We start from the raw sequence: 23,291 nt of genomic DNA, 5'->3' as shown, positions 1-23,291 counted from the left end.
TCAGAACCTTGGGTTGGTGCTGCTGGCCAGGGCCAGGGCACGTTGTTCGTGACGGTGGTGGTTGAGATGACGGGCGCGGCGAAACAGCCAGAGCGTCAGTAGGCTGGCGAGCCACAGGGCAATGGAAAAGGCCATCAGCACCATCAGTAGGGCGGCTGCCAGGCTGTAGTCGCCGGCGCTTTGCAGGTTGTAGGTGATCACCGCGAGGGTGTTGATCCCGGGTGACTTGAGCAGCAAGGGCACCTCCAGATTGCCGGAGACCATCAGTGCGCTCATGAACCAGCCGGCGATAAAGCTCGGTGCGGCCAGCGCCAGGACAATGTCGAAAAACGTCTGGGTCGGCCCGGCCCCGCTCATGCGGGCGGCCTCGGACAGTGACGGGGCAATCTGCGAAATAGCCGACAGGGCGATCTGGCTGGCAAACGGCATGGCCGTGACGATCAAGGCCAACGCCACCAGCCAGATCGAACCGTAGAGCGAGGCAAACGCCGGCAGGCTGAGCCAGGCCCAGGAAATCGCCACCGTGGTGACCACGCCGGGCATCGCCAGCGGGATCAGGGTGGCGAAACGCACGGCGGCACGGCTGCGTCGACCCATCTGCTGGGACAGCCGGGTGACGCTGAAAGCCAGGGTCATCACCACCGCACCAACGATCACACCCAGCACCAGGGTCACGCGAATGGCTTCGACCACCCGTGGCTGGCCAAGCACATCGCTGTAGCGGGCCAGGGAGAAGCCGCTATAGACCCCGGGATAGGGTTGCACCGAGGAAAACAGCAGGGAGCCCAGGGGCAGGGCAAACGAGAGCAGCAGAAACAGTATGACCAGCACGCTGACCAGCGTACGCAGGCCGCGCAACGGCAGAAGCCGCGTGCGGGAAAACTTTCCGCTGACCGAGACATAGCCCTTGCGGCCCAGCACCCGCAGTTGCAGCAGGTAGAGCAGGGCGACAAAGGCCACGAACACGCTGGAAAGAATACTGGCCTGGGCGTAGTCGGCCGGCCCTGCGCCACCCCCCAGCAGGTTGAGCAGCAGGGTGGCGATCACCACGATGTTGTCCGGCCCGCCGAGAATCAGGATGGGTTCGAAGACCTGTAGCCCGGCAATGATCCCCAGCAGCGCGACACTGGTCAGTGCCGGGGCGAGGCTGGGCAGGTTGATTCGTACAAAGGTGCGCAGCGGCCCGGCGCCACACAGGTACGAGGCTTCGTCCTGGGCGCTGTCCAGGGCCCGGAATGCGCCGACGATAAACAGGTAGCTCAGCGCCACCTTCTTCAGGATCAGCACGGTGTAGATGCCCCACCAACCCTGCACGTTCAACCAGGGCGTCGATAGGTCGAAGGCATAGCGCAGGGCATCGTTGACCAGGCCGGTCCAGGGGTTGGCCAGTTGGGTAAAGGCAATGGCGTAGAAGATCCCCGGCGTAACGAACACCAGCAGCATGCTCGGCATGATCGCGCGGCGCAGCCACAGGTTGGTCCGCTCGCTGATAAAGGCCAGCGCCGCGGCAATCACCAGGGCTGCGAGGGTGCTGACCAGTGCAATCTTGATCGACGCCCAGACTGCCGCCAGCATGCCCGGATTATGAAAGGCCACGCGCCAGGCGCTGAGTGTCCATTCGCCCGGCAAAAACGGCGCCCGGCTGCGAAAGGCGCCGACCACCAGCATCACCAGTGGCCAGACAAACAGCACGCCAATCAGGCCGAGAAAGGGCGTCAGCCACACGCCCTTGAGCAGTGCCCGCGCGCTGACACGCTGGCGGCTCAGGCGGGCCAGTTGGATGGCCAGCCACTGCAGGGGGCGTGGTGACGGTGTGACGGTGTCGAGGGTATTGGCGGTCATGGGGTGCGCTCCGTCTTAGAACTGGTAGTTCAGGCCGACGTAATAGAAGGCTCCGGAGGCGCCCGCCGGGGCGATAAAGCCGTAGCGGTTGATGCCGTTGACCTGGTTGAAGGACTTGAATTTCTCCGGGTAGGTGTCGAACAGGTTGTTGGCCCCGGCGTTCAGCCCCAGTTCTCGAGTGAGCTGGTAGCGCACATCCAGGTCCACCACCCATTGGGCGCTGAAGGTCTGGTCGCGCTCGGCGAGGGTCGGGTGGTTGTAGGTGTATTCGCCAAAGCGCGTGGCCTGGACGTTTACGCCCACCGGGCCATAGGTGTAGTCGCTGGACAGGATCAGCTTGTTTTCCGGTGTACCGTTTTCCGGGTTGCGCAACACATCCCGGTTGAACAGGGTGGTGCCGGTGCGGGTCTGCACGGTGCCCTGCTTGACGTTACTGACCTTGGTGTCCGTCACGCTGGCGCCGGCGCCCAGTTCCAGCTGGCCGAAGCGCTGCAGGTCCAGGCGGTGCTTGAGCAGCGCGTCCATGCCTTGGGTCCGGGTGTCGTAGCCGTTGGTGTAGAACGATGCGCCGGAGAACCCGTTCAAGCCGGCCTGGGCCAGTAGATCGCGCACGGCGGTGGAGCTGTTGTTGGCGGGGTCCTGGAGCACCGAAGTCGCGAGGATATTGCCCTCGATATTGATCTGGTACGCATCCACGGTCAGCGACGTGCGTGCGGTCGGGGTCCAGACAAAGCCCAGGGAGTAGTTGCGCGCCTTGACCGGGTCCAGGTCCTTGGCACCGAAGGCGGCGACTGCCGAATCCCCGGGGCGGAACAGGCGGGTGCGTCCGGGCGCGGCCTGGCCGCCGTCGAACGTCCAGCTCCCGGTATAGGTGGTGGTCTGGGTCGCCAGCTGGCCCAGGCTCGGGGCGCGGTAGCCGGTGCTGAAGGTCGAACGCACGGCGAATGCCGGGGTAAAGGTGTAGCGCGCCGAGAGCTTGCCATTGACCGTGGCGCCGAAGTCCGAGTAATGCTCGGCGCGCAGCGCGGTGCCCAGTTCCAGGTTGTCGGTGAGGTTACCCTCCAGCCCGCCATAGAGGCTGTAGACATTGCGCGACTGGCTGCCCAAGTCATCGGGGTTGATCCCGGCAATATCCACGGCACCAAAGCGCGCCGGTTGCCCGGCATTGAGTTGGCCGGCGGGAATCAGGCCACCGCCGTAGTTCCAGGATTGCTCGTCGCCGATTTCGTCGATGGCGAAGGACTCATGGCGATAGGCAGTACCGGCGGACAGGGTCCAGGGCGCCGGGGCCCAGTTGAAGTTCAGCTCGCGGTCCCAGTCCAGCGTCAGGTTGGTGGTCTGGCTTTCGGTCGCGCCTAGGGCGAAGTGGGTGGCACTGGCCAGGCCATAGCTGGGGCTCAGGCTGTTTTCCAGGAAGCCCTTGACCTCGTTCTTGCCGTAGGACAGCGACAGGTCAAAGTTGCCTAGCTGGGCCTCGCTGTACTTGACCCCCACCACGGAGGACAGGTCGAAGCGCTTTTCCCGGGTGCGCGGTTGGAAGCCGTTGGGGTAGACCGCGAGGATGTTGTCCTTGGAGCGGCTGAAGTTGGGGTTGATGTCGTTGAAGTTTTCCGTGTAGCCGTAGTTGAGCGTGGCGTAGCCGCGGGTCTCGTCGTCAAACCCCAGTTCGCCATTGGCCAGCACCGAACCCTGCTGGCGGCCGCCCTGGCCCCAGCGCCCGGTGCGCAGGTCACCGGCGGGGCCGGCGTTGACGTATTGATGGTCGATGCCGCTGCGGTCCACCGGGTTGTTGCTCAGGCCATCGGCGCTCAAGGTCAGGAACCCGTCACCGGGCAGGCTGGTGCCCCACCAGCCGTTGGCGTTGCGGGTTTCGCCGTCGCCTTCTTGATACTGGCCATAGCGGGCCTGGAAACCGCCGCCGCTGTCACGCTCCTTGAGCACGATATTCAGCACCCCGGCGATGGCATCCGAACCGTACTGCGCCGAGGCGCCGTCCCGCAGGACTTCGACCCGTTCGATGGCACTGATGGGAATATTGTTCAGCTCCACCAGTTGGTCGGCGCCCCATGGATCGACGCCGGAAAGGCGTCCGGTGGGGTTGCGTCGTTTGCCGTTGACCAGGATCAGCGTGTAGGCCGGGCTCAGCCCGCGCAGCGAAGCGGCGCGCACGGCGCTTGTGCCCTTGGAGGCGTTCTGGCCCTGGGGAAAGTTGAAGGAGGGCACCAGTTGGGTCAGGGCCTGGTTGAGGGTGACCGCGCCGGTGCGGGTGATTTGCTCCGGGGTAATCAGCTCCACTGGCGCAAGGCTTTGCAGGGCTGTGACATCCTGGCGGCGGGTGCCCAGGGTCACCACAGTGGCGAGCACTGGGTCAGCGGCGGTCGAGGGGGCGGCGCTGGGGTTTTGCTGGGCAGCGGGCTTGGGACGGGCGCTGGTGGCGCCGTTGTCCTGGCTGATCACGATGGCGCCACTGGCGGTGTAGTGGGCGCGCAGGCCGCTGCGCTGCAAGGCTTGCTCAATGGCCTGGTCGCGGCTCAATCGGCCTTCGATGGGCGCGCTGGTCAAGCCGTCGAGGGCGGCCTGGTCGAAGGAAATCGGCGTGCGGGTCTGACGCGAGATGGCCAGCAGGGTATCGGCCAGCGGGCCGCCGGCAATCGAGAACGGTTCAAGCGTCTGGACGGCCGCGGTGTCGCCGGCATGGGCACGCTCCGGCAACGCGGCGGTAGCGGCCAGCAGCGCATAGGCGAGGGGAACGAGGGCGAAGTGGCGGGCTGGGGTCGGCATGGAGAATTCACTGTTTCAGGGTGGAGTTATTCACCATGAGCAACGAGTGGGCTGGATTTTCCACGCCGCCCTAGACCGTTTGGGCCTATGGATAGAACCGCTCAGGCGCGCTCGATTTCGATCCAGTAGGGGCTGTAGCGCGTGACCCGGATCGGCAGTTGCTGCTGGAGCATTTCCAGGGTCTGGTCGCTGTTGTCCAGCGGGTACAGGCCGCTGACCGCCAAGTTCGCCAGGCGGGCGTCCAGGCGCACGATGCCGCGTCGGTAGGCGCGCATGGTCTCGATGATCTGCGCCAGCGGCTCATTGCGCGCTTCGATCCAGCCATCGAGCCAGGCCGTTTCACCGTGGCTCATGGCCGCCTGTTGCAGGATCGAGGTCTGGTCGAAGAGCACGCTCCGGCGCGGCTCGATCAGTTGCTGCGGACCATTGGCCGGCGTCAGTCGAGCACTGCCGCTCAGGGTGATCAGGCGGGTCGACTCGCCTTGCTGGCGCAGCAGCAGGCGTCCACTACTGGCGCTGACCACGCCCTGTTCTGAACGCAGGTGGAAGGGGTTCGTCGGGTCTGCGGCCAGATCCAGCACCAGTTCGCCCTGATACAACCGCAGCTCGCGATGTTGGGTCGAGAACGTCGTGGCGACGCGGCTGCGGGCATTGAGTTGCAGGCGGCTGCCATCAGCCAGTTGCCAGTCGCGCCGCTGGGCAGTGCCGGTCTGCAGATCACCGGGCAGGGACCAGGGCAACAGGCCGGCACGCGCCAGCAGGCCCACGGAAAGCGCCAGTCCGCCAAGGGCCAGGCTGTTGCGCATAAAGCTGCGGCGACTCGAAGGGGCTTCGAGCGCTTGCAGCATCGGCCCGCTGGGGCGTCCTTGCCAGGGCGATTGGCGCGCCGCTGCCAGGCCCGCGGCCAGGCGCTCGAACGCGACGCCATGGCGCGGGTCGGCGGTCTGCCAGTTCTCGAAGGCCTGCTGCTCGGCGGGGCTGACTTCACCGGATTGCAGGCGCACCATCCAGAGGATGGCCGCTTCAGCGACCGCATCGTCCAGCCGTGTGCTGGCGCTGCGCTTCATGCGCCAAAGACTCGATAGCAGCAGCGCAGGGCATCGCTCATGTGCCGATGCACACTGCCCAGGGACAGTCCCAGGCGTTCGCCGATGCAGGTATAGGTCAGCCCTTCGAGCTGGCTCAGCACAAATACCGCCTTGCCCTGGCTCGACAGGCCGTCGAGCAGCTTATCGATTGCCAGCAGGCTTTCGATCAGTATCAGGTGCTCTTCGGGGGCCGGTTGCTGTTGCTCAGGCACATTGTGCAGGGCGCGCAGGTAGGCCTTTTCCAGATCACGACGGCGCCAGCCTTCATAGATCAGGTGTTGGGCAATGGTGGTCAGCAGCGCCCGGGGCTCGCGCACCGCGCTGGGGTCCTGGAGGGCCAGCACCCGGGCAAAAGTTTCTGCGGCGATATCGTCGGCATCGTAAGGGCAGCCCAGGCGTGCGCGAACGCGCGCGCGCAGCCAGTCATAGTTGAGTTTGAACAGTTGGCCGACCAACTCGCGGTCGGCGACGTGCGAAGTAGCCATGGCGAATCACGCAAGAAGCTGCTGCGCCGCAGGGAGCGAAGGGTGGCAAGCAGTAAGTGTGCAAGCGGCGACCTGGATTTAGGGGTACGCCCTGCCGAGGGCAGTGACGAAACTATGACCGGAATTTGATAGCAGTAGAAAGAATAAAATATGGGAAATAAATACCGATAGGTTATATGTGGCGCCGCAGATCCAGGTCTCTCAGCGCTGGCCACGGGCTTGGCCATCCGGTGCAGGGAGTGGCTTGTATCGGTTGGCGATCTATCTTACCTTGACGTAAGCGTAAAGGGTGGGTGGCGAAAGCGTGAGATTGTGACCCATCAGTCATTGCCCTGGCGCCGGCCACATGCTTATGTGGCGGGTGTGTTCCTGACGGGCCGCTGCCTGACGCCCGTAGGTGAGTGCTGGAGTTGGCATGCAGACAAAAATAAGAAACGAAGCTGTTTTGCGTGAATCCATCGATGTGCGCAGTATCGTCCGCCAGGAGGGCGTGATTCCCGACGGCATGCTGCGCGACGAAATCGACGCGTCCTGGCGTCGTAGCCTCGGCCACGGCCGCCGCCTGGGTGATGGCTGCGACACGCCCCGCACCAGTGGCTCGCGTATCTATGAAAGCAATCGATCCTTTATCGACGCGGCGACGCCGATCATTGAGCAACTGGCCGCACAATTTGGCCAGACCCATGGCGACAGTTTGGTGATCCTGGCCAATGCCGAGGCGACCATTGTCGCCGTCGAAGGGCACAAGGCCCTGGCGCAACGCGAACTGCGCGATATCGCCCCCGGGGTCTGCTGGAGCGAGGCGTCGCGCGGCACCAACGCGCTGGGCACGGCGCTGGTGGAAGTCCGGCCGATGGTGATCGACTACAACGAGCATTTCCTCGATCGCCTCAGTCCGTTCTGCTGCACCTCGGTGCCCATCCGCGATCCGGCCGGCCGGGTGCAGGGTGTGCTCGACCTGACCCGCCAGGGCCACAATCGCCAGCCCCATGACAGCCTGTCACTGCTGGCCCTGAGCGCCAGCCAGATCGAAAGCCGGCTGTTCAGCGCCTGTTATCCGCGGCAGTTGATCCTGGCCTTCCACCCCCGTCGTGAATACCTCGAATCGTCCTGGCAGGGCCTGCTGGCGATTGGGGCGGATGGTGAGTTGCTGGCGGCCAACGAACATGCCTGCGCCTTGTTGCGCCAACCTCGCGAAACATTGTTGGGCAAGACTGTCCAGGCCTTGCTGGGCGATGAAGCCAGCCAGTTGGGCCGTTTGTCCCAGGGCACGACCGCCAGCCTGCAAAGCCCCCGGGGTGAACTGTTCTATCGTGCGCTGCAAGCGCCGCTGCGCCTGTTGGTGCACGAGGTTGCGCAACGCCCGCCGGTTGCCCGCGAGCGGACAACGGATGAAGACCGCCTGTTGGCCCTGGCCGGTGGCAACCTGCGCTTTGCCCGCAGTCTGGGCATGGCGCGACGCGGCTTGCGCAATGCCTTGCCGATCATGCTCCAGGGCGAGACCGGCACCGGCAAGGAGCGTGTCGCCCAAGCCCTGCACGACACCAGCAGTCGGGCGGACAAGGCCTTTGTCGCGGTCAACTGTGCGGCGATCCCCGAGGGGCTGATCGAGTCCGAACTGTTTGGCTATCGTGAGGGGGCCTTTACCGGGTCACGCCGTGGCGGCATGGTCGGGCGCTTGGTCCAGGCCCATGGCGGCACGCTGTTTCTCGATGAAATCGGCGATATGCCCCTGGCATTGCAGGCCCGGTTGCTACGCGTGTTGCAGGAACGCAAGGTCGCGCCCCTGGGCGGTGGTGAAGAGCAGGCGCTGGATATCGCGCTGATCTGCGCGACCCACCGTGACCTGAAGCAGGAAGTTCTGGCCCAGCGCTTTCGCGAGGACCTCTATTACCGGGTCAATGGCCTGTGCGTGCAATTGCCGCCGCTGCGCGAGCGTGACGATCTGCCAGCCCTGTGCCGGCAGTTGCTGGCGGGCATGGGCGGTGAGAACCTGCGCCTGGATAACGGCTTGAATGAACTGTTGGCCCAGTACCACTGGCCAGGCAATATCCGGCAGTTGGAGATGTTACTGCGCACCGCCATGGCCATGCGTGACGAAGGGGAAACGCTGTTGACCCTGGAGCACCTGCCTGATTGCACCCTCGACGATCTGCGCGAGTCCGCGCCGGGAGCACGCCAGGAAGCCTGCGGGCAGGGCGCGGCGGCGATCCAGCAGGCGCTGGATCGGCATCAGGGCGATGTCATGGCGGCCGCCCGCGCGCTGGGTATCAGCCGCGCCACCCTGTACCGCAAGCTCAAGCAGTAACCGTGGCGCGTCCCGTGGTTTAGCGGGACGCGCCATGGTGTGTCAGAGCTTGATCAGTACCGACTTCAGCTCGGTGTAATGCTCGATGGCCGCAGCGCCCATCTCCCGGCCAACGCCGGACAGCTTGTAGCCGCCAAATGGCAGCGCCGGATCCAGGGCGCTGTGGCAGTTGACCCAGACCGAGCCGGACTTGATGCGCGGGATCATCCGATGCACCTGCCCCAGGTCGTTGGACCAGATACTGGCGCCCAGCCCGTAGGTACTGTCATTGGCCAGACGGATCGCGTCCTCCACATCATCGAAGGGAATCGCCACCAGCACCGGGCCGAAGATCTCTTCCTGGACGAGCGAGCATTGCTGGTCGACATCGGCGATCACCGTCGGCTGGACAAAATAGCCCGGCCCGTAGTGTTCACCGCCGCACGCCAGGTGTGCGCCCATTTCCCGGCCCATCTCGATATAGCGCGAGACCCGCGCCTGCTGCTTGGCCGAGATCAGCGGCCCCATATCGACACTCGGGTCTAGGCCGTTGCCCAGCTTCATGCCGTTGGCGATCCCGGCAATATCGGCGACCACCCGGTCGAAGTGCTTGCGCTGCACATACAGGCGCGAACCGGCGCAGCAAACCTGGCCGTGGTTGAAGAAAATCGCGCTGGCGGCACCCGCGGCAGCGACCTCCAGGTCGGCGTCGGCGAGCACGATGGTCGGCGACTTGCCGCCCAGCTCCAGGGTGACCCGGGTCATGGAGTCCATGGCGGACTTGCCGATCAACTTGCCGACTTCGGTGGAGCCGGTAAAGGTCACCTTATCCAGGTGCGGGTGGGCCGCCAGCGCCGCACCGGCCACCGCGCCGACCCCGGTCACCACATTGAGCACGCCCGCCGGATAACCGGCTTCGAGCACCAGTTCGGCCAGCTTGAGAGCGCTGAGCGGGGTTTCGTCGGCTGGCTTGAGGACCACGCTGCAACCGGTGGCCAGGGCCGGGCCAAGCTTCCAGCAGGCCAGCAGCAGCGGGAAGTTCCAGGCGACGATGGCACCGACCACGCCCACCGCTTCGCGGCGGACAAACGCATGGAACTGCCCGTCGAACAACGGCACGGAAGGCTCCAGGCTGCTGCCTTCGATCTTGGTGGCCCAGCCGGCCATATAGCGCAGGGAGTCGATAGCCATCTGCACATCCATGGCTCGCGCCACCTGGGCGCTCTTGCCGTTGTTCAGGCATTCCAGCTCGGCCAGTACCTGGGCGTCCCGCTCGATCAGGTCGGCCAGTTTCCACAGCAGGTTCTGCCGCTCACGTGGCCGCATCCGACTCCATGGCGAATCGTCGAAGGCCTGGCGCGCAGCGCGCACGGCCCGGTCGACATCCTCGGCGGTGGCGGCTGGTACCTGGCCGAGGGCCTGGCCATTGGCCGGGTTGACCAACTGCAGGCTGGCGCCATCGCTGGCGGCGCACCAATCGGCACCGATCAGCATGCGGTGCTGGCGATCGAGGAACGCTTGGGTATCGGGATGAATCGGGAAGGCATGGGACATGGAGTGGCTCTCTTCTTATTGAAAGTGACGCCTTGTCCCAGCAACCCCTATGCCAGCTTCAAACCAGTACCAAAGTACTTGTTTTTCAGGGGTTTGACGGCTTTTACCGTAGCGGTTTGTCTCGCATGATGAGAATCGTGGTGAGACAGCTGAGACAGCCCCGAGAGGGCGGGAAAGCCTCGGGAAATCGGGCTTTCGACGCCATTGCCTTAGCCGCCGCAGAACCGGCCAATGATCGGAGTTATTAATTAAGTGATTGATATAAAAGGATAAATTTAATTGGCATGAAGCCTGCTATTGCCTGAGTGCTGCCCACTGGGCGGCTCATCCACAAAAACAATAAACAGGTGACACGATGAGCAAGACCACACTGTCAACCGTGCCCGCGCTCCCTGTGCGGCGCCGCCCCCTCGCCACACTGCTCCAGACCTGCACCCTGGCCCTGGCTGCCAGCCTTGCGGGCCAGGCCCAGGCCGTCGACGTCGATGCCGGCGACTACACCGCGCTGCCCGAAGGCACGACCCTGGGCATGGTCTACTACCAGCACGCCGAGCGCCGCTCGCTCTATGCCGACGGCCACAAGCAACCCCTGCGCGCGGGGCTCGATTCGGATATCGGCATCCTGCGGGGCGTGCACTTCATGAAGCTTGGCGGCTTCACCATCGACCCGCAATTTCTGCTGCCGTTCGGCCAACTGGAAGGCAAGCGCGACACCAAGGGCCTGGGCAAGAGTGATGGCGGCATCGGCGACCTGATCCTGGCATCGACCCTCTGGCTGGTGGAGCAGCCGGCCGAGAAAACCTACTTCGGCGTCACGCCGTTCCTCTATGTGCCGACCGGTCGCTATGACCGTGACGATGCGTTGAACATTGGCGAGAACCGTTGGAAGTTCGCGCTTCAGGCGGGCTATATCCAGGGCCTGGGCGACAAGTGGTGGCTCGATCTGGTGGGGGACGTCACCTGGTTCGGCAAGAACGACGACGCCACGGCCGCCGGCCTGACCCTGCGTCAGTCGGCCTTGTATCAGGGCCAGGCGTTCCTGCGCTATCAGGTCACCCCGACCTTCGATGTGCGGGTCGGCTACTCGCGGCTCTGGGGCGGCGAAACCCGTCTCGATGGCACGGATCAACGCGATGAACCCAAGACCCAGAAGTTCACGGTCGGCGCCGGCTGGTTTGTCGCGCCCAAGACCCAACTGCTGGTCAACTATGGTCGTGACCAATCGGTGGAAAACGGTTTCAGGGAGGGTGATCGCATCAACCTCCGTCTGATGCAGATTTTCTGATCCGCGCCCCCAGCGTTCACCGAGGAAGCCTTGCAATGCTCAATACTCTGTCTTTCCCCAGTTCCCTGCGCAGCTCCTTGCTGCTGATGTGCCTCGCCGTGCCCATGCCTTTGCTGGCGGCAGTGGACGAGGCGGCGATCCGCGCCACCGAACACGATGGCAGCCAATGGCTCAGCCATGGCCGCACCTATTCCGAACAGCGCTACAGCCCGTTGGAGCAAATCAACGCCGGCAACGTCAAGGGCCTTGGCCTGGCCTGGTACAAGGACCTGGACAACACCCGGGGCCTGGAATCGACGCCGTTGTTCCATGACGGGGTGATCTACACCTCGATGTCCTGGAGCCGGGTGATTGCCGTGGACGCCGTCAGCGGCAAGGAACTGTGGAGCTACGACCCGCAGGTCGAGCGCGTCAAGGCGCGGACCTCCTGCTGCGATGCGGTCAATCGTGGCGTCGCGCTGTGGGGCGGCAATGTTTATGTCGGCACCCTGGACGGCCGGCTGATCGCCCTCGATGCCAAGACCGGCAAGCAACTGTGGAGCCAACAGACGACCGATCCGAGCAAGCCCTACAGCATCACCGGCGCGCCGCGCGTGGTGAAGGGCAAAGTGATTATCGGCAACGGCGGCGCCGAATATGGCGTGCGCGGTTTTGTCTCGGCCTATGACGCGGTGAGCGGCAAAATGGTGTGGCGCTTCTACACCGTGCCGGGCGATCCGGCGCTGCCCTACGAACACCCGGAATTGCGTGAAGCGGCCAAGACCTGGAAGGGCGACCAGTACTGGAAGCTCGGCGGTGGCGGTACGGTCTGGGACAGCATGGCCTATGATCCGGACCTGGACCTGCTGTATGTCGGCACCGGCAACGGCTCGCCGTGGAACCGCGAGATCCGCAGCCCGGGCGGTGGCGACAACCTGTACCTGTCATCGATCCTGGCGATCCGGCCGGACAGCGGCAAACTGGCCTGGCACTACCAGGTCACCCCGGGCGACAGCTGGGACTTTACCGCGACCCAGCAGATCACCCTGGCGGAGCTGGAAATCGATGGCAAACCGCGCAAGGTGCTGATGCAGGCGCCGAAAAACGGCTTCTTCTATGTGCTCGATCGCACCACCGGCAAGCTGATCTCCGCCGAGAAGTTCGGCAAGGTTACGTGGGCCGAGCGGGTCGACCTCAAGACCGGCCGCCCGGTGGAAGCGCCCGGCGTGCGCTACGAGAAAGAGCCCATCGTGATGTGGCCAAGCCCGTTCGGCGCCCACAACTGGCACTCGATGTCGTTCAGCCCGAAAACCGGCCTGGTCTATATTCCCTACCAGGAAGTACCGGGGGTGTACCGCAATGAAGGCAAGGACTTTGTCTCCCGCAAGGCTTTCAACACCGGCTCCGGCTTTGCCGATGCCACCGACGTGCCTTCGGCAGTGGTCAGCGGTGCCTTGCTGGCCTGGGATCCGGTGAAACAGAAGGAAGCCTGGAAAGTGCCGTATCCGACGCACTGGAACGGCGGCACCCTGAGCACCGGCGGTAACCTGGTATTCCAGGGCACCGCGACCGGGCAGATGCATGCCTACTCGGCAGACAAGGGCGAACCGCTGTGGAGCTATGAAGCGCAGAGCGGCATCGTCGCCGCGCCCATGACCTTCGAGCAGGGTGGGCGCCAGTATGTGGCGATCATGGCGGGCTGGGGCGGCGTGGCCACCTTGACCGGCGGGGAGTCGATGAACCAGCCGGGCATGAAAAACCGCAGCCGTCTGCTGGTCTTCGCCCTGGATGGCAAGGCGCAGTTGCCGGCGGTGGCACCGACGGCCGCGAAGAGCGAGCGCGTACCGCCAGCGGTCACGGCCGATGTCACGCCGGGTAAACAGCTGTACGGGCAGTTCTGCAGCGTTTGCCATGGCATGGGCACCATCAGCGGCGGCCTGGTCGCGGACCTGCGTCAATCCAGCGACGCCACCCGCGAGCACTTCCAGCAGATTGTCCTGCAGGGGCTGCTCAAGCCCGCGGGCATGCCGTCCTTCGAGGACTCGCTCAAACCTGCGGACGTCGAGCAGATCAAGTTGTACGTGATGTCCCGCGAGTACGAGGACTACATGGCCCGCCAGAAAAAGGCCCCGTGAGATAAGCGGCGGACCGGCACCCTGGTGCGGGTCCGCTGACGGCGACCAACAAGAACAACAAGGGAAGTCAGTATGATCGAGTCCTATACCCGCGGCCCCCGGGACAAGTCCCTGTTGGCCATGACCATTGGCGAAGCCCTGGATACCACGGTGGCTGCCTTTGCAGAGCGTGAGGCGCTCGTGGTCTGTCACCAGAACCTGCGCTACACCTGGGCCGAATTGGCCGCCGAGGTGCTGGTCGTGGCCCGGGCCCTGCTGATGCTCGGGCTCAAGCCCGGCGAACGCCTGGGCGTCTGGGCACCGAACTGCGCCCAGTGGTGCATTGCGCAACTGGCCAGCGCCAAGGTCGGCGCGATTCTGGTCAATATCAACCCGGCCTATCGCAGCAGCGAGCTTGAATATGTGCTCAACCAGGCCGGTTGCGCCTGGCTGGTGTGTGCCGACGCCTTCAAGACCTCCAATTACCACGCCATGCTTGGCGAGCTGCTGCCGCAACTGGGCGAGCATCCGCCAGGGCACCTGCACAGCGAGCGTCTGCCGCTGCTGCGCGGAGTGATCAGCCTGGCACCCCAGCCGCCGGCGGGCTTCCTGCGCTGGGACGACCTGGGCGGCATGGCCCAGGGCATTCGCCCCGAAGAAGTGGCGCAGCGCCAGGCAGGGATCCACTGGGACGATCCCATCAATATCCAGTACACCTCCGGCACCACCGGTTTCCCCAAGGGCGCGACGCTGAGCCACGCCAATATCCTCAACAACGGCTACATGGTCGGCGAAAGCCAGGGCCTGACCGAGCACGATCGCATGGTCATCCCCGTGCCGCTGTACCACTGCTTTGGCATGGTGATGGGCAACCTGGGCTGCCTGACCCACGGCACCACCATGATCTACCCGGCGCCGGCGTTCGAACCCGAGGCGACCCTGCGCGCCGTGGCCGAGGAACGGGCCACGGTGCTCTACGGTGTGCCCACTATGTTCATTGCCCAGCTCGACCACCCAAGGCTGCACGACTACGACCTGTCGAGCCTGCGCACCGGAATCATGGCCGGTTCCAACTGCCCGACAGAGGTGATGCGCCGGGTGATTGACGTGATGCATATGCGCGAGGTCCAGATCGCCTACGGCATGACCGAAACCAGCCCGGTCTCCCTGCAGACCAGCGCCACGGATGAACTGGAAGTGCGGGTCAGCACGGTGGGGCGCACCCAGCCTCATCTGGAAAGCAAGGTCATCGACGCCCATGGCAAGCCCCTGTTGCGCGGGCAGATCGGCGAGCTGTGTACCCGTGGCTACAGCGTGATGCTCGGCTACTGGGAAAACCCCCAGGCGACCCTGGAGGCGATCGACGGCGAAGGCTGGATGCATACCGGCGATCTGGCGGTGATGGATGAGCAGGGCTATGTGCGCATTGTCGGGCGCAGCAAGGAAATGATTATCCGCGGCGGTGAAAATATCTATCCGCGCGAACTGGAGGAGTTTCTGATTACCCATGCGGCGGTGGCCGATGTACAGGTGATCGGTATCCCCGACGACAAGTACGGCGAGGAAATCGTCGCCTGGATCAAGCTGCATCCCGGTCATCACGCTGAAGCTGACGAACTCAAGGCCTGGTGCAAGCAGCGCATCGCCCATTTCAAGGTGCCGCGCCACTTCACCTTCGTCGATGAGTTCCCGATGACGGTCACCGGCAAGATACAGAAATTTCGCATGCGCGAAATCAGTGTGGCCGCCCTGGTAACGGCCGGTCCCGACCCGTTGCTCAAACAGGCCGGAGGCTGATACCCAGGCGTGGGCTTAGAAGTCGCCGCGCAGCGTCAGCATGTAGCTGCGCGGAGCACCGTAGTAACTGCCACGGCGGACTTCACCCGTAGCTTCGTAGTACTTGCGATCCAGGACGTTCTTCACGTCCAGCGCGACCTTCCAGTGTTCATCCAGTTGCCAGGCCGTGCGCGCATCCCAGACCGCGCGCCCGGGGTTGGCCACGATCACGCCGTAATCCGAGGCATAACCGCTCTGGGCCGAGACACCACCGCCGATGCTCAGGCGCTTGAGATCGCCTTGGAAGTCATAGGCGGTCGAGACCCGGGCGATATGCTTGGGCGACTCGGCGTCGAAGACCTGGCCTTCATCGTCCTTGCGGGTGTTGTAGGTATAGCCGGCCATGACCTGCCAGCCTGGAAGCACTTCGCCACTGGCTTCAAGCTCCACGCCCTTGCTGGTGCGCGGTGTGCCGTTGACGTAGCAGATACCATCGGTGTTGTAGCGTGAGCAGACGTTGAAGTCGGTGTTGCCGCCGTCTTCCATGGCCAGGTCCTGTTGCTTGACGTAGAACAGTGCCGCCGACAGGTTCAGGCGTCCGTCATAGAACTCGCCCTTGACCCCGGTCTCGTAGTTCGAACCGACAGTGGGCTCCAATGACTTGCCGGCGGCGGTGAACTTGTCGCTTTGCGGGCGGAAGATATCGGCATAGCTGGCATACACCGACCAGTGGGAATCGAGGTCATAGATCAGCCCGGCGAACGGGGTGAATTCATGGTCCTGGCGCGCCACGGAGCGCGGCGCGTTGTTGGTTTGAATATCGTCCTTGTACCAGCTCAGGCGGCCGCCGATCACCAGGCTCAACGGCTCGGCCAGACGCAGGCGCAGGGTGCTGTAGAGACCGTACTGGCGCGTGGTCTGGTCGCTCAGGCCGCTCCATTGTGGACGGGCGGGTTTGGGGATCAGGTGGTGGTCGGGGTTGAACACATTGATGGGCAGGCCGACGCTCAGGTCGGCGGTCTTGGCGTCGACCTGCTGCTGCGACCAGTTGGCGCCCAGCATCAGTTCATGGCTCAGGCCAAAGGCTGTGAAGTTACCGGAAAGGTGGGCGTCGGCGGCGCTGTTTTCCAGGTCATAGCTGCGAAACTGCACGCCTTGCAGTCGTGGTCCGGTCAGTGTGTCGGGGTCGACGGCACCGCGCACGTAGGCGGCTCTCTGGTCGAAACCGCCCTCGCTGCGCATCAGCGAGAGCTTGGTGCTCCAGTCGTCATTGAGCTGGTGTTCGAGGTCGCTGAAGACCTCGGTCACTTCGGTCTCGTGGCGGTTCCAGTCCTGTACCAGCGAGGTCGAACGCGGTACATCCAGGGCATTGCCGTTGCTGTAGCGGGGCAGGCCGAAGATCGAATAGCCGCGGGTGTCCATGGTCTGGCGACGGATGCCGACGGCCAGGGTGGTGGCGTCGTTCAGGTCGGCCTCGACGATACCGTAGAGCAGCGGCGTGCGGGTCTGGGTCACGTCCTGGAAGTAGCCACGGTCCTCATAGGCGACCACGGCGCGGCCGCGCAGGGTGCCGCTGGCATTGAGCGGGCTGCTGCCATCCAGGTCCAGGCGATAGGTGTCCCAGGAGCCGGCGTGGGCCGCCACCGAGAAGCGGGGAGCGGTACCGGGGCGCTTGCGCACCAGGTTCACCGCGCCACCGGGGTTGCCGGCGCCGACCAGCAGGCCGGCGGCACCGCGCAGGATTTCGACACGGTCAAAGACCGCCATGTCCACCGGCAGCCAGCCGGTCGGGTCGTAGGCCGAGCCGGGTACGCCATCGAGCATGTAGCTGTCATCTTCCAGGGTGAAACCCCGGGAGTTGAAACGGTTCGAGCCGAAGTTGCGGTTCGAGCGGGTAATACCGGTGGCCTGGTCCATGACCCGGTCGAGGGTGGTGAGGTTTTTGTCGTCCATCAGTTGGCGGGTCACCACGCTGACGGACTGCGGCGTCTCGCGCAGCGAGTGGGCGGTCTTGCCAAGGGTCAGTGCACCAGTGGTGTAGGAACCGGTGCCGTCAGTGGCCACGCCCAGTTGTTCGCCCGAGACGCTGGTCGCGCCCAGTTGCAGGGCGCTGCCCGTGTCAACGCGGGGCAGCAGCAGGAATGCCTTGGCCGATTGCTGTTGCGCCTCGATCCCGCTGCCTCGCAGCAGGCGTTCCAGCGCCTGCGTGGGATCGAGTGCACCGCTGACCCCCTGGGTACGTTTGCCGGCGACCGTTGCCGCCTCGTAGGACAGGCTGACCCCGGCTTGGCGGGCGAACTGGTCAAGGGCGGCGGCCAACTCACCGGCGGGGATACTCCAGCTGTGCTGCAGGGTGCCGCTGTCCTGGGCCAGGGCAATGCTTGGCAGGGTACTGCCGGCGACGGCAAGCCCCAATAGAACGCCGCGAATGGCGTGGCTCAGCACAGGGTTGCGGGGAGGGGACAGGTTCATTGCGCGATCTCGTTCGGGGTCTGTGGGGCAGGTGTGGCGTGTTTTCCGCCTTCCCTTACAGGTCGAACAGGAATGAGAATTCCCCTCATTTATTTTTTAGATCAACTGGGCAGATCCAGCGTGACCCAGTAGCGGCTGCGGTAGCGGACCTGTACGGGTAGCGCTTGGGCGAGCAAGGCGAGGACTTCGTCGGTGTCGGCCAACTGGTAGGTCCCTGACACCCGCAGGTCGGCCACCGCCGGTGAATAGCGCAGCACGCCGCGTCGATAACGGGCAAGTTCATCGATAAAGGCCCCCAGGCGCATCTGCCGGGCGCTGAGGACGCCGGCGCTCCACGACCAGGGATCAAACCCTTCATTCGCCAGCGGCAGCGGGCCATTGGCGGTGAATAGCCATTGCTCGCCGGCGCCCAGGGTACGCACTGGCGTCTGTTGGTCATGCTCGGCAAACACCGTGACGCTGCCGTGCTGGACCGCCAGCAGGGTGCCATGGACCCTTTCGCGCAGTAGAAAGCGCGAACGCTGGGCTTGCACATAGCCATCGCGGGTGCGGCTCCAGAACGGGCGGGCAGGGGGCGCCTGCGAGTCGGCCCCGGTCTCGACCAGGATTTCCCCCTGGCGCAGGCGCAACTCGCGCTGTTGCGGGTTGAAGTCGACGGCCGTGTCGGTGTTGAGCTGCAGTTGGCTGCCGTCGGCCAGCACGACCCGGCGTTGTTCACCCACCGCCGTATGATAATCGGCGAATGTCGCGGGCCAGGGCAGATGTTCGCGGCCCAGCCAGGCCAGGCTGCTGGCGCCAAGACCCAGGCCCAGCAGCTTGAGGCCTTCGCGGCGACTGATCTGGCGCTGCGTGCCTTCGAGGGTCTGGCGGGTCAGGGTCGGCGGCAGGCCACTGAATTCGGCGCCCAGGGTGGCGACTCGCTGCCAGGCCCGGGCGTGTTCGGGACGTTGCCCGAGCCAATGCTCAAAGGCTTGTACGGTGGCGGGGTCGGGGCGGTCGAAACGCAGCCGCACCAGCCAGCCAATGGCCTGGTCGACCACCTTCGCCTCGAGTGGGGCGGTTTCAGAGGTCGGCATAGTGCAACCGGTAGCAGGCATGCAGGGCCTTGGCCAAGTCGCGTTCGACCGTAGCCCGGGAGACCCCGAGGCGCGCGGCGATCTGCGGGCAACTCAGGCCCTCTAACTGGGCCAGTAAAAAGGCTTCGCGGACCCGGGGCTTGAGCCGGTCGAGCAGACGGTCAAGACGCTCCAGGGTATCGAGCAGCACCAGGCGCTCCTCTTCGCTGGGAATCAGGCAGGGTTCGAGATGCAGGATGCTGTCCAGGTACGCCTGTTCCAGGGCGCGACGCCGATAGTGGTCGATCATCAGGCCACGGGCGATGCTGCTCAGGTAAGCCCTGGGCTGTAACAGGCTGGGGCTGCGCTCGCTTTTGAGCAGGCGCACGAAAACATCCTGGGCCAGGTCTGCCGCATTCTCCCGACAACCGACACGGCGGCTGAGCCAGCCTTGCAGCCAGGAATGGTGTTCACGGTACAGATGGCCAATGCCGGCGGTCAGCGGGTCGGTGTCGCTCTGCATGCAGGCCGGTTCCGAAAATGTATTTGATAATGTTTCGCATTATACTCGGGCCGGTTGCGCGCCAGCAATTGCCGTGTTGAACACGGGCGATCAGTGAGGGCGGCTCCAGGAGCAATAGGGGTCAGTCGAGCAGGCTCAACTCCCGTGCGCGGTTCATGGCCTGGGTACGGCTGGTGACCTGTAATTTGCTGTAGAGGTTTTTCAGGTGCCATTTCACGGTTTCGGCGGAGATCTCCAGGGTCCGGGCAATTTCCTTGTTCGATTGGCCCTCGGCAACCAGGAGCAGGGTCTGGCTTTCACGCTCGCTCAGGCAGTGGATCAGCATCGGGGCGGGCCCCGAGGGAGCAGGTGCCTGGCCGTGGCTGTTGTCGAGTAGGCATTGCAGGTAGCTTTTGCTCGCACCCTTGAGTTCCCGAGCCGCGCTCTGGAGCAGTTCGAGCATGGCGGGGCCGTTGTCCAGCAGGCTGCGGTTCAGGCGCTGCCGGCGGGCCGGCTCGAGAAATGCCAGCAAGGCTTCGTGAGCCTGCCGGGATTGGCCGGCCTGCCACCACGCGGTGGCCCGCATCGCCTGAAACCGCAGGGCTTCGAGGGTCTGGCCCTGTTGGTGCAGGCGCTCGATCCAGGGAGTGCACCACTGGGCGGCTTGCTCGGGCTCGGCCTGGGCCATCAACCACTGCGCCTGACAACGTGCCGCGCAGCGTTGCAAATGCTGGTGCGGGTCGGCGGCGCCGTCAGCCAGGGCGGCCAGGGCGTGCAGTTGCTCGAGCAATGACTGCGCCTGCGGCCACTGGGCACAACTGAGGTGGACATGGAACTGCTCGGCCAGTAGCGCGCCCTGCAGGCGTGGCCAGCGGCGGGCGGTGGCCAGTTGCTGGGCATGTTCGAGCAGGCGGTTGGCCTGGCCTGGCTCATCGCGTGCCAGTGCGCGCCGGGCCAGCGCACTGTAGGCCGCGAGCAGGGCGTCCAGGGGAGCAATGGCGTCGATCTGGGGCAGGCGGCCATCGAGCAGCTCATCGAGCGCGGACCAGTCGCCGCGTTCCTGCAGAATTTCACCGAGCAGCGCGGCCAGGGTGGCGCTGCCGCTGGACTGGCGTCCGGTCAGGCGCTCGGCCTGGAGCAGGGTTTGGCGATAATCCTCCTCGGCGCTGAGCAGGTCGCCTTGGCGCAGGTGCCCGAGCCCCAGGATAAAGGCCCGGTAGACGCTGACAAACAGGTTGTCCGCCGGCGTGTTCGGGCACGGCATATGGCGCTGGACCCGTTGCGCCTGGTGGTAGCGCCCCTGAACCAGATAGCCGTAGCTGAGAATGTTGCACACCAGCCCGTCAACCCAGGTATCGCCGCAGGGAATCTGCGCCAGTAGGGGCTCGACGCGCTGGATGCTGCCTTCGATATTTTCGGCGAAGGCCTCGGTAATGGCGCCGACCACCTGATATTTAACGCGCAGGCGCGGACTCAGGGCGTGCTGCTGGAACAGCGTTGGCAGTTCGCCGAGCAGCTCGCGTGACTCGTCGAAGCGAAAGTGGTGGGCCAGGGCCCAGCCCAGGTTGAGCTGTAACTCGATACGTTGTTCATCGACGCCGATCGGCAGTTGTTGCAGCCAGCGCACCAGGGTGTCGATATCGCCTTCCTCGGCCAGGGACTGCGCCCCCTGGTCGGCGCAGGCCAGCTGGCTGGCAAGCTTGCCCGCCGCGAGGGCGTGGCGAATCGCCTCGGCCCAGAGCTGCTGGCCGGCCAGCCAGTTGCTGGCCCGTTCATGCAAAGGGGCGATGGGCTGGCCGCTATGCTCCAGGCGCTCGTAGAGCATGTCGCTGAATAGGGTGTGAAAGCGAAACCAGCGACCCTGTTCGTCGAGGGCCGAGATAAACAGGTTGTGCTGTTCGATAAAACCGAGCATCTGTTCGCCATCGTCGCGCTGGGTCACGGCATTGCACAGCTCGGGGGTCAGGCGATTGAGCACTGCAGTCTGCAACAGGAAGGCCTGGACGGCTGCGGGCAGCGGTTCGAGCACCACTTCCTGCAGGTAGCGCCCCAGCAGCCGCGAGCCATGGCCCAGGGCCCGTCCCGGGTTCAGGGTCGGGGCCAGGGCCGCGAGGCGAATGCCGGTGATCCAGCCCTCGGTAAGGTGCATCAGTTGTTGCAGGTCGCCGGGGCTCAAGGGCGCTGGCGCGGTATCGTGAAAGTAGGCCTGGACCTCCTCAAGGGCGAAGCGCAGGTCATGGGCGTCGATCTCCAGCAGTTGCTGGCGCGCGCGCAGCTGGCTCAACGGCAGCGCCGGGGTGCTGCGACTGCCCAGCAGCAGGTGCAGGCAAGCCGGGGCGTGCTGGATCAGCTCGACCAGGTCGTGATGGATGGCGGGGCTGCGTATCAGGTGCAGGTCGTCGATCACCACGTAGAGCGGTGTGGCGCGCAGGCTCAGGGCATTGATCAGCAGCGCGATAAACCCGGCACCGGGTGACTGGCTGGCCGCGCGGGCAGCTTCCAGGCCACTGGGCGCGGCGGGGCAGGCCTCCAGGGCGGCCAGGAGATAGCGGCGAAAACAGCTCAGCGAATCGTCCTGTTCGTCGAGGCTGAGCCAGGCCACGGTCTGTCCGGCCTCCACACGTTGCTGGCGCCATTGGCTGAGCAGGGTGGTCTTGCCGAATCCAGCTCCGCCGACCACCAGCGCCAGGGTGCATTCACGCAGCCTGTCCAGGCGCGCAAGCAGGCGCGGGCGCTGCAGCAGCGGCCCGGCCGAGCGCGGCGGGCCGAGTTTGGTGGCAATCAGCGGCAGGCCATGGCGCAGGCTGAACGCGCCTTGGCCATGGGGCGTGGGGACGCTACTCAGAGGCTCCATGGCGAGCCATCCTTCTCGATGTGCGAGTCAGTCATTGTTTTTATCGGCTCGATTGTACGCCGCGGTGCCTGTCTGACCGCGTTATCCCTGCGTGGTCCAAGGTTAAGCCCCCCCGTCATCCGATTGCGCCCCCCCATCCGGGTAGTTATGGCCCGTCTCTACTGCTCTTACCTTAGCGCCACGCCAGTGTCGCGGCTCTGATGCAGATCAGCGACCCAGACCGACAAAAACCAGCACGAGAGGGCGAATCCATGTCGCTAAGCAAACCGCAGCTGCTTCAGGCCTATCGCAAGATGCGTGAAATCCGCGTCTTCGAGGAGCGGCTGCACCAGGAAAACACCACCGGCGATATCCCCGGTTTTATCCACCTGTACAGCGGTGAGGAAGCCATTGCCGTGGGCGTGTGTGAAAACCTCACCGACCAGGACTATATCGGCTCGACCCACCGCGGTCACGGTCACTGCATCGCCAAAGGCTGCGACCTGCACGGCATGATGGCGGAGATTTTTGGCAAGGAAACCGGCCTGTGCCGAGGCAAGGGCGGCTCGATGCATATCGCCGACCTGAGCAAGGGCATGCTGGGCGCCAACGCCATTGTCGGGGGCGCACCGCCGCTGGCCATTGGCGCGGCGCTGACGGCCAAGACCCTGGGCACCGGCCACGTCGCAGTGTCTTTCACCGGTGATGGCGGCTCCAACCAGGGCCTGGTGTTCGAGGCGATGAACATGGCTGTGGTGCTGCAGTTACCGACCATCTTCATCTTCGAAAACAACGGTTTCGGCGAAGCCACCGGGCATGACTATGCCGTGGGCGGGCGGGATATCACCACCCGTGCCGCCGGCTTCGGCATGCCGGCGGTCAAGGTCGACGGCACGGATTTCTTCGCTGTCTACGAAGCCGCTGCGCAGGCCATTGCCCGTGCCCGTGCGGGGGGAGGGCCGAGTGCCATTGAAGCGGTGGCCCATCGTTGGCACGGCCACTTCGAAGGCGACCCGATGCTGTACCGGGCGGACGGCGAAGTCGAGCGTTTGCGCAAGGAGAACGACCCGCTGCAGATCTTCAGCCAGCAGGTGCAAGGGCAGGTGTCTGCCGAGGAGTTGCAGGCCATCGACGATGAGGTGCACGCCCAGGTCGATGACGCGGTGGCCAAGGCCCGCGCGGCGCAATACCCGGCAGTGGAAACCCTTCTCACCGACGTTTACGTGGCTTACTGAGGA

General features: G+C 64.8%; 14 protein-coding genes. 5 read left to right on the top strand and 9 right to left on the bottom strand.

Annotation, left to right across the window (positions count from 1 at the left end; genetic code table 11):
• The 4 genes from NPS46_RS05835 to NPS46_RS05820 all read right to left on the bottom strand — a co-directional run bounded on the left by NPS46_RS05835 (position 1) and on the right by NPS46_RS05820 (position 6,196).
• Positions 1–1,842 carry an ABC transporter permease gene (locus NPS46_RS05835; protein WP_274105487.1) on the bottom strand — a complete coding sequence of 614 codons (1,842 nt, stop codon included), beginning with the start codon at positions 1,840–1,842 and terminating at the stop codon, positions 1–3.
• Positions 1,843–1,857: 15 nt separating this feature from the next.
• On the bottom strand, positions 1,858–4,623 hold the full coding sequence (locus NPS46_RS05830; protein WP_274105486.1) for a TonB-dependent receptor: 2,766 nt from the start codon (positions 4,621–4,623) through the stop codon (positions 1,858–1,860).
• Positions 4,624–4,724: 101 nt separating this feature from the next.
• The gene (locus NPS46_RS05825) at positions 4,725–5,690 is read right to left on the bottom strand and encodes a FecR family protein (RefSeq protein ID WP_274105485.1); all 966 of its coding nucleotides are present in this window, start codon (positions 5,688–5,690) and stop codon (positions 4,725–4,727) included.
• Positions 5,687–6,196, bottom strand: coding sequence for a sigma-70 family RNA polymerase sigma factor (locus tag NPS46_RS05820; protein ID WP_274105484.1), 510 nt, complete (start codon positions 6,194–6,196; stop codon positions 5,687–5,689). Before NPS46_RS05820 ends, NPS46_RS05825 begins: the two co-directional genes overlap by 4 nt.
• 415 nt (positions 6,197–6,611) lie before the next feature.
• Between NPS46_RS05820 and NPS46_RS05815 the strand changes: the two genes are divergently transcribed.
• Entirely contained in the window at positions 6,612–8,504 is a 1,893-nt protein-coding gene (locus tag NPS46_RS05815) for a sigma-54-dependent Fis family transcriptional regulator (RefSeq protein WP_425312700.1), read from the top strand.
• A 42-nt stretch (positions 8,505–8,546) separates the two neighbouring features.
• Here NPS46_RS05815 and NPS46_RS05810 read toward each other — a convergent pair whose 3' ends face one another.
• A complete protein-coding gene (locus tag NPS46_RS05810) occupies positions 8,547–10,037 on the bottom strand; it encodes an aldehyde dehydrogenase family protein (protein WP_274105483.1) in 1,491 nt (496 codons plus the stop codon).
• A gap of 355 nt (positions 10,038–10,392) precedes the next feature.
• Between NPS46_RS05810 and NPS46_RS05805 the strand changes: the two genes are divergently transcribed.
• The 3 genes from NPS46_RS05805 (at position 10,393) to NPS46_RS05795 (ending at position 15,212) form a co-directional block, all read left to right on the top strand.
• Positions 10,393–11,322, top strand: coding sequence for a transporter (locus NPS46_RS05805; RefSeq protein WP_274105482.1), 930 nt, complete (start codon positions 10,393–10,395; stop codon positions 11,320–11,322).
• 86 nt (positions 11,323–11,408) lie between these two features.
• Complete coding sequence (locus tag NPS46_RS05800; protein WP_425312707.1) at positions 11,409–13,436, top strand: PQQ-dependent dehydrogenase, methanol/ethanol family; 2,028 nt, start codon at positions 11,409–11,411, stop codon at positions 13,434–13,436.
• Between the two features lie 72 nt (positions 13,437–13,508).
• Positions 13,509–15,212, top strand: a complete 1,704-nt coding sequence (locus NPS46_RS05795; protein WP_274105480.1) for an AMP-binding protein — start codon at positions 13,509–13,511, stop codon at positions 15,210–15,212.
• A 15-nt stretch (positions 15,213–15,227) separates the two neighbouring features.
• Here the strand turns inward: NPS46_RS05795 and NPS46_RS05790 are convergent, their stop codons facing one another.
• The 4 genes from NPS46_RS05790 to NPS46_RS05775 form a co-directional block, all read right to left on the bottom strand.
• Positions 15,228–17,663 carry a TonB-dependent siderophore receptor gene (locus tag NPS46_RS05790; protein ID WP_274105479.1) on the bottom strand — a complete coding sequence of 812 codons (2,436 nt, stop codon included), beginning with the start codon at positions 17,661–17,663 and terminating at the stop codon, positions 15,228–15,230.
• Between the two features lie 101 nt (positions 17,664–17,764).
• Complete coding sequence (locus tag NPS46_RS05785) at positions 17,765–18,739, bottom strand: DUF4880 domain-containing protein (protein ID WP_274105478.1); 975 nt, start codon at positions 18,737–18,739, stop codon at positions 17,765–17,767.
• On the bottom strand, positions 18,726–19,241 hold the full coding sequence (locus tag NPS46_RS05780; RefSeq protein WP_274105477.1) for a sigma-70 family RNA polymerase sigma factor: 516 nt from the start codon (positions 19,239–19,241) through the stop codon (positions 18,726–18,728). Before NPS46_RS05780 ends, NPS46_RS05785 begins: the two co-directional genes overlap by 14 nt.
• Before the next feature lie 121 nt (positions 19,242–19,362).
• Positions 19,363–22,074, bottom strand: coding sequence for a LuxR C-terminal-related transcriptional regulator (locus NPS46_RS05775; RefSeq protein WP_274105476.1), 2,712 nt, complete (start codon positions 22,072–22,074; stop codon positions 19,363–19,365).
• Between the two features lie 251 nt (positions 22,075–22,325).
• Between NPS46_RS05775 and NPS46_RS05770 the strand changes: the two genes are divergently transcribed.
• Positions 22,326–23,288: a thiamine pyrophosphate-dependent dehydrogenase E1 component subunit alpha gene (locus NPS46_RS05770; protein ID WP_274105475.1), complete on the top strand. Its 963-nt coding sequence runs from the start codon at positions 22,326–22,328 to the stop codon at positions 23,286–23,288.
• The last annotated feature ends 3 nt before the right edge of the window (positions 23,289–23,291 follow it).

Source organism: Pseudomonas putida (genome assembly GCF_028682395.1).
GTDB classification, from domain to species: Bacteria; Pseudomonadota; Gammaproteobacteria; order Pseudomonadales; family Pseudomonadaceae; genus Aquipseudomonas; species Aquipseudomonas putida_AB.
Note: the sequence above shows the minus strand (reverse complement) of the source record. Positions and strands in the feature narration are given on the sequence as shown.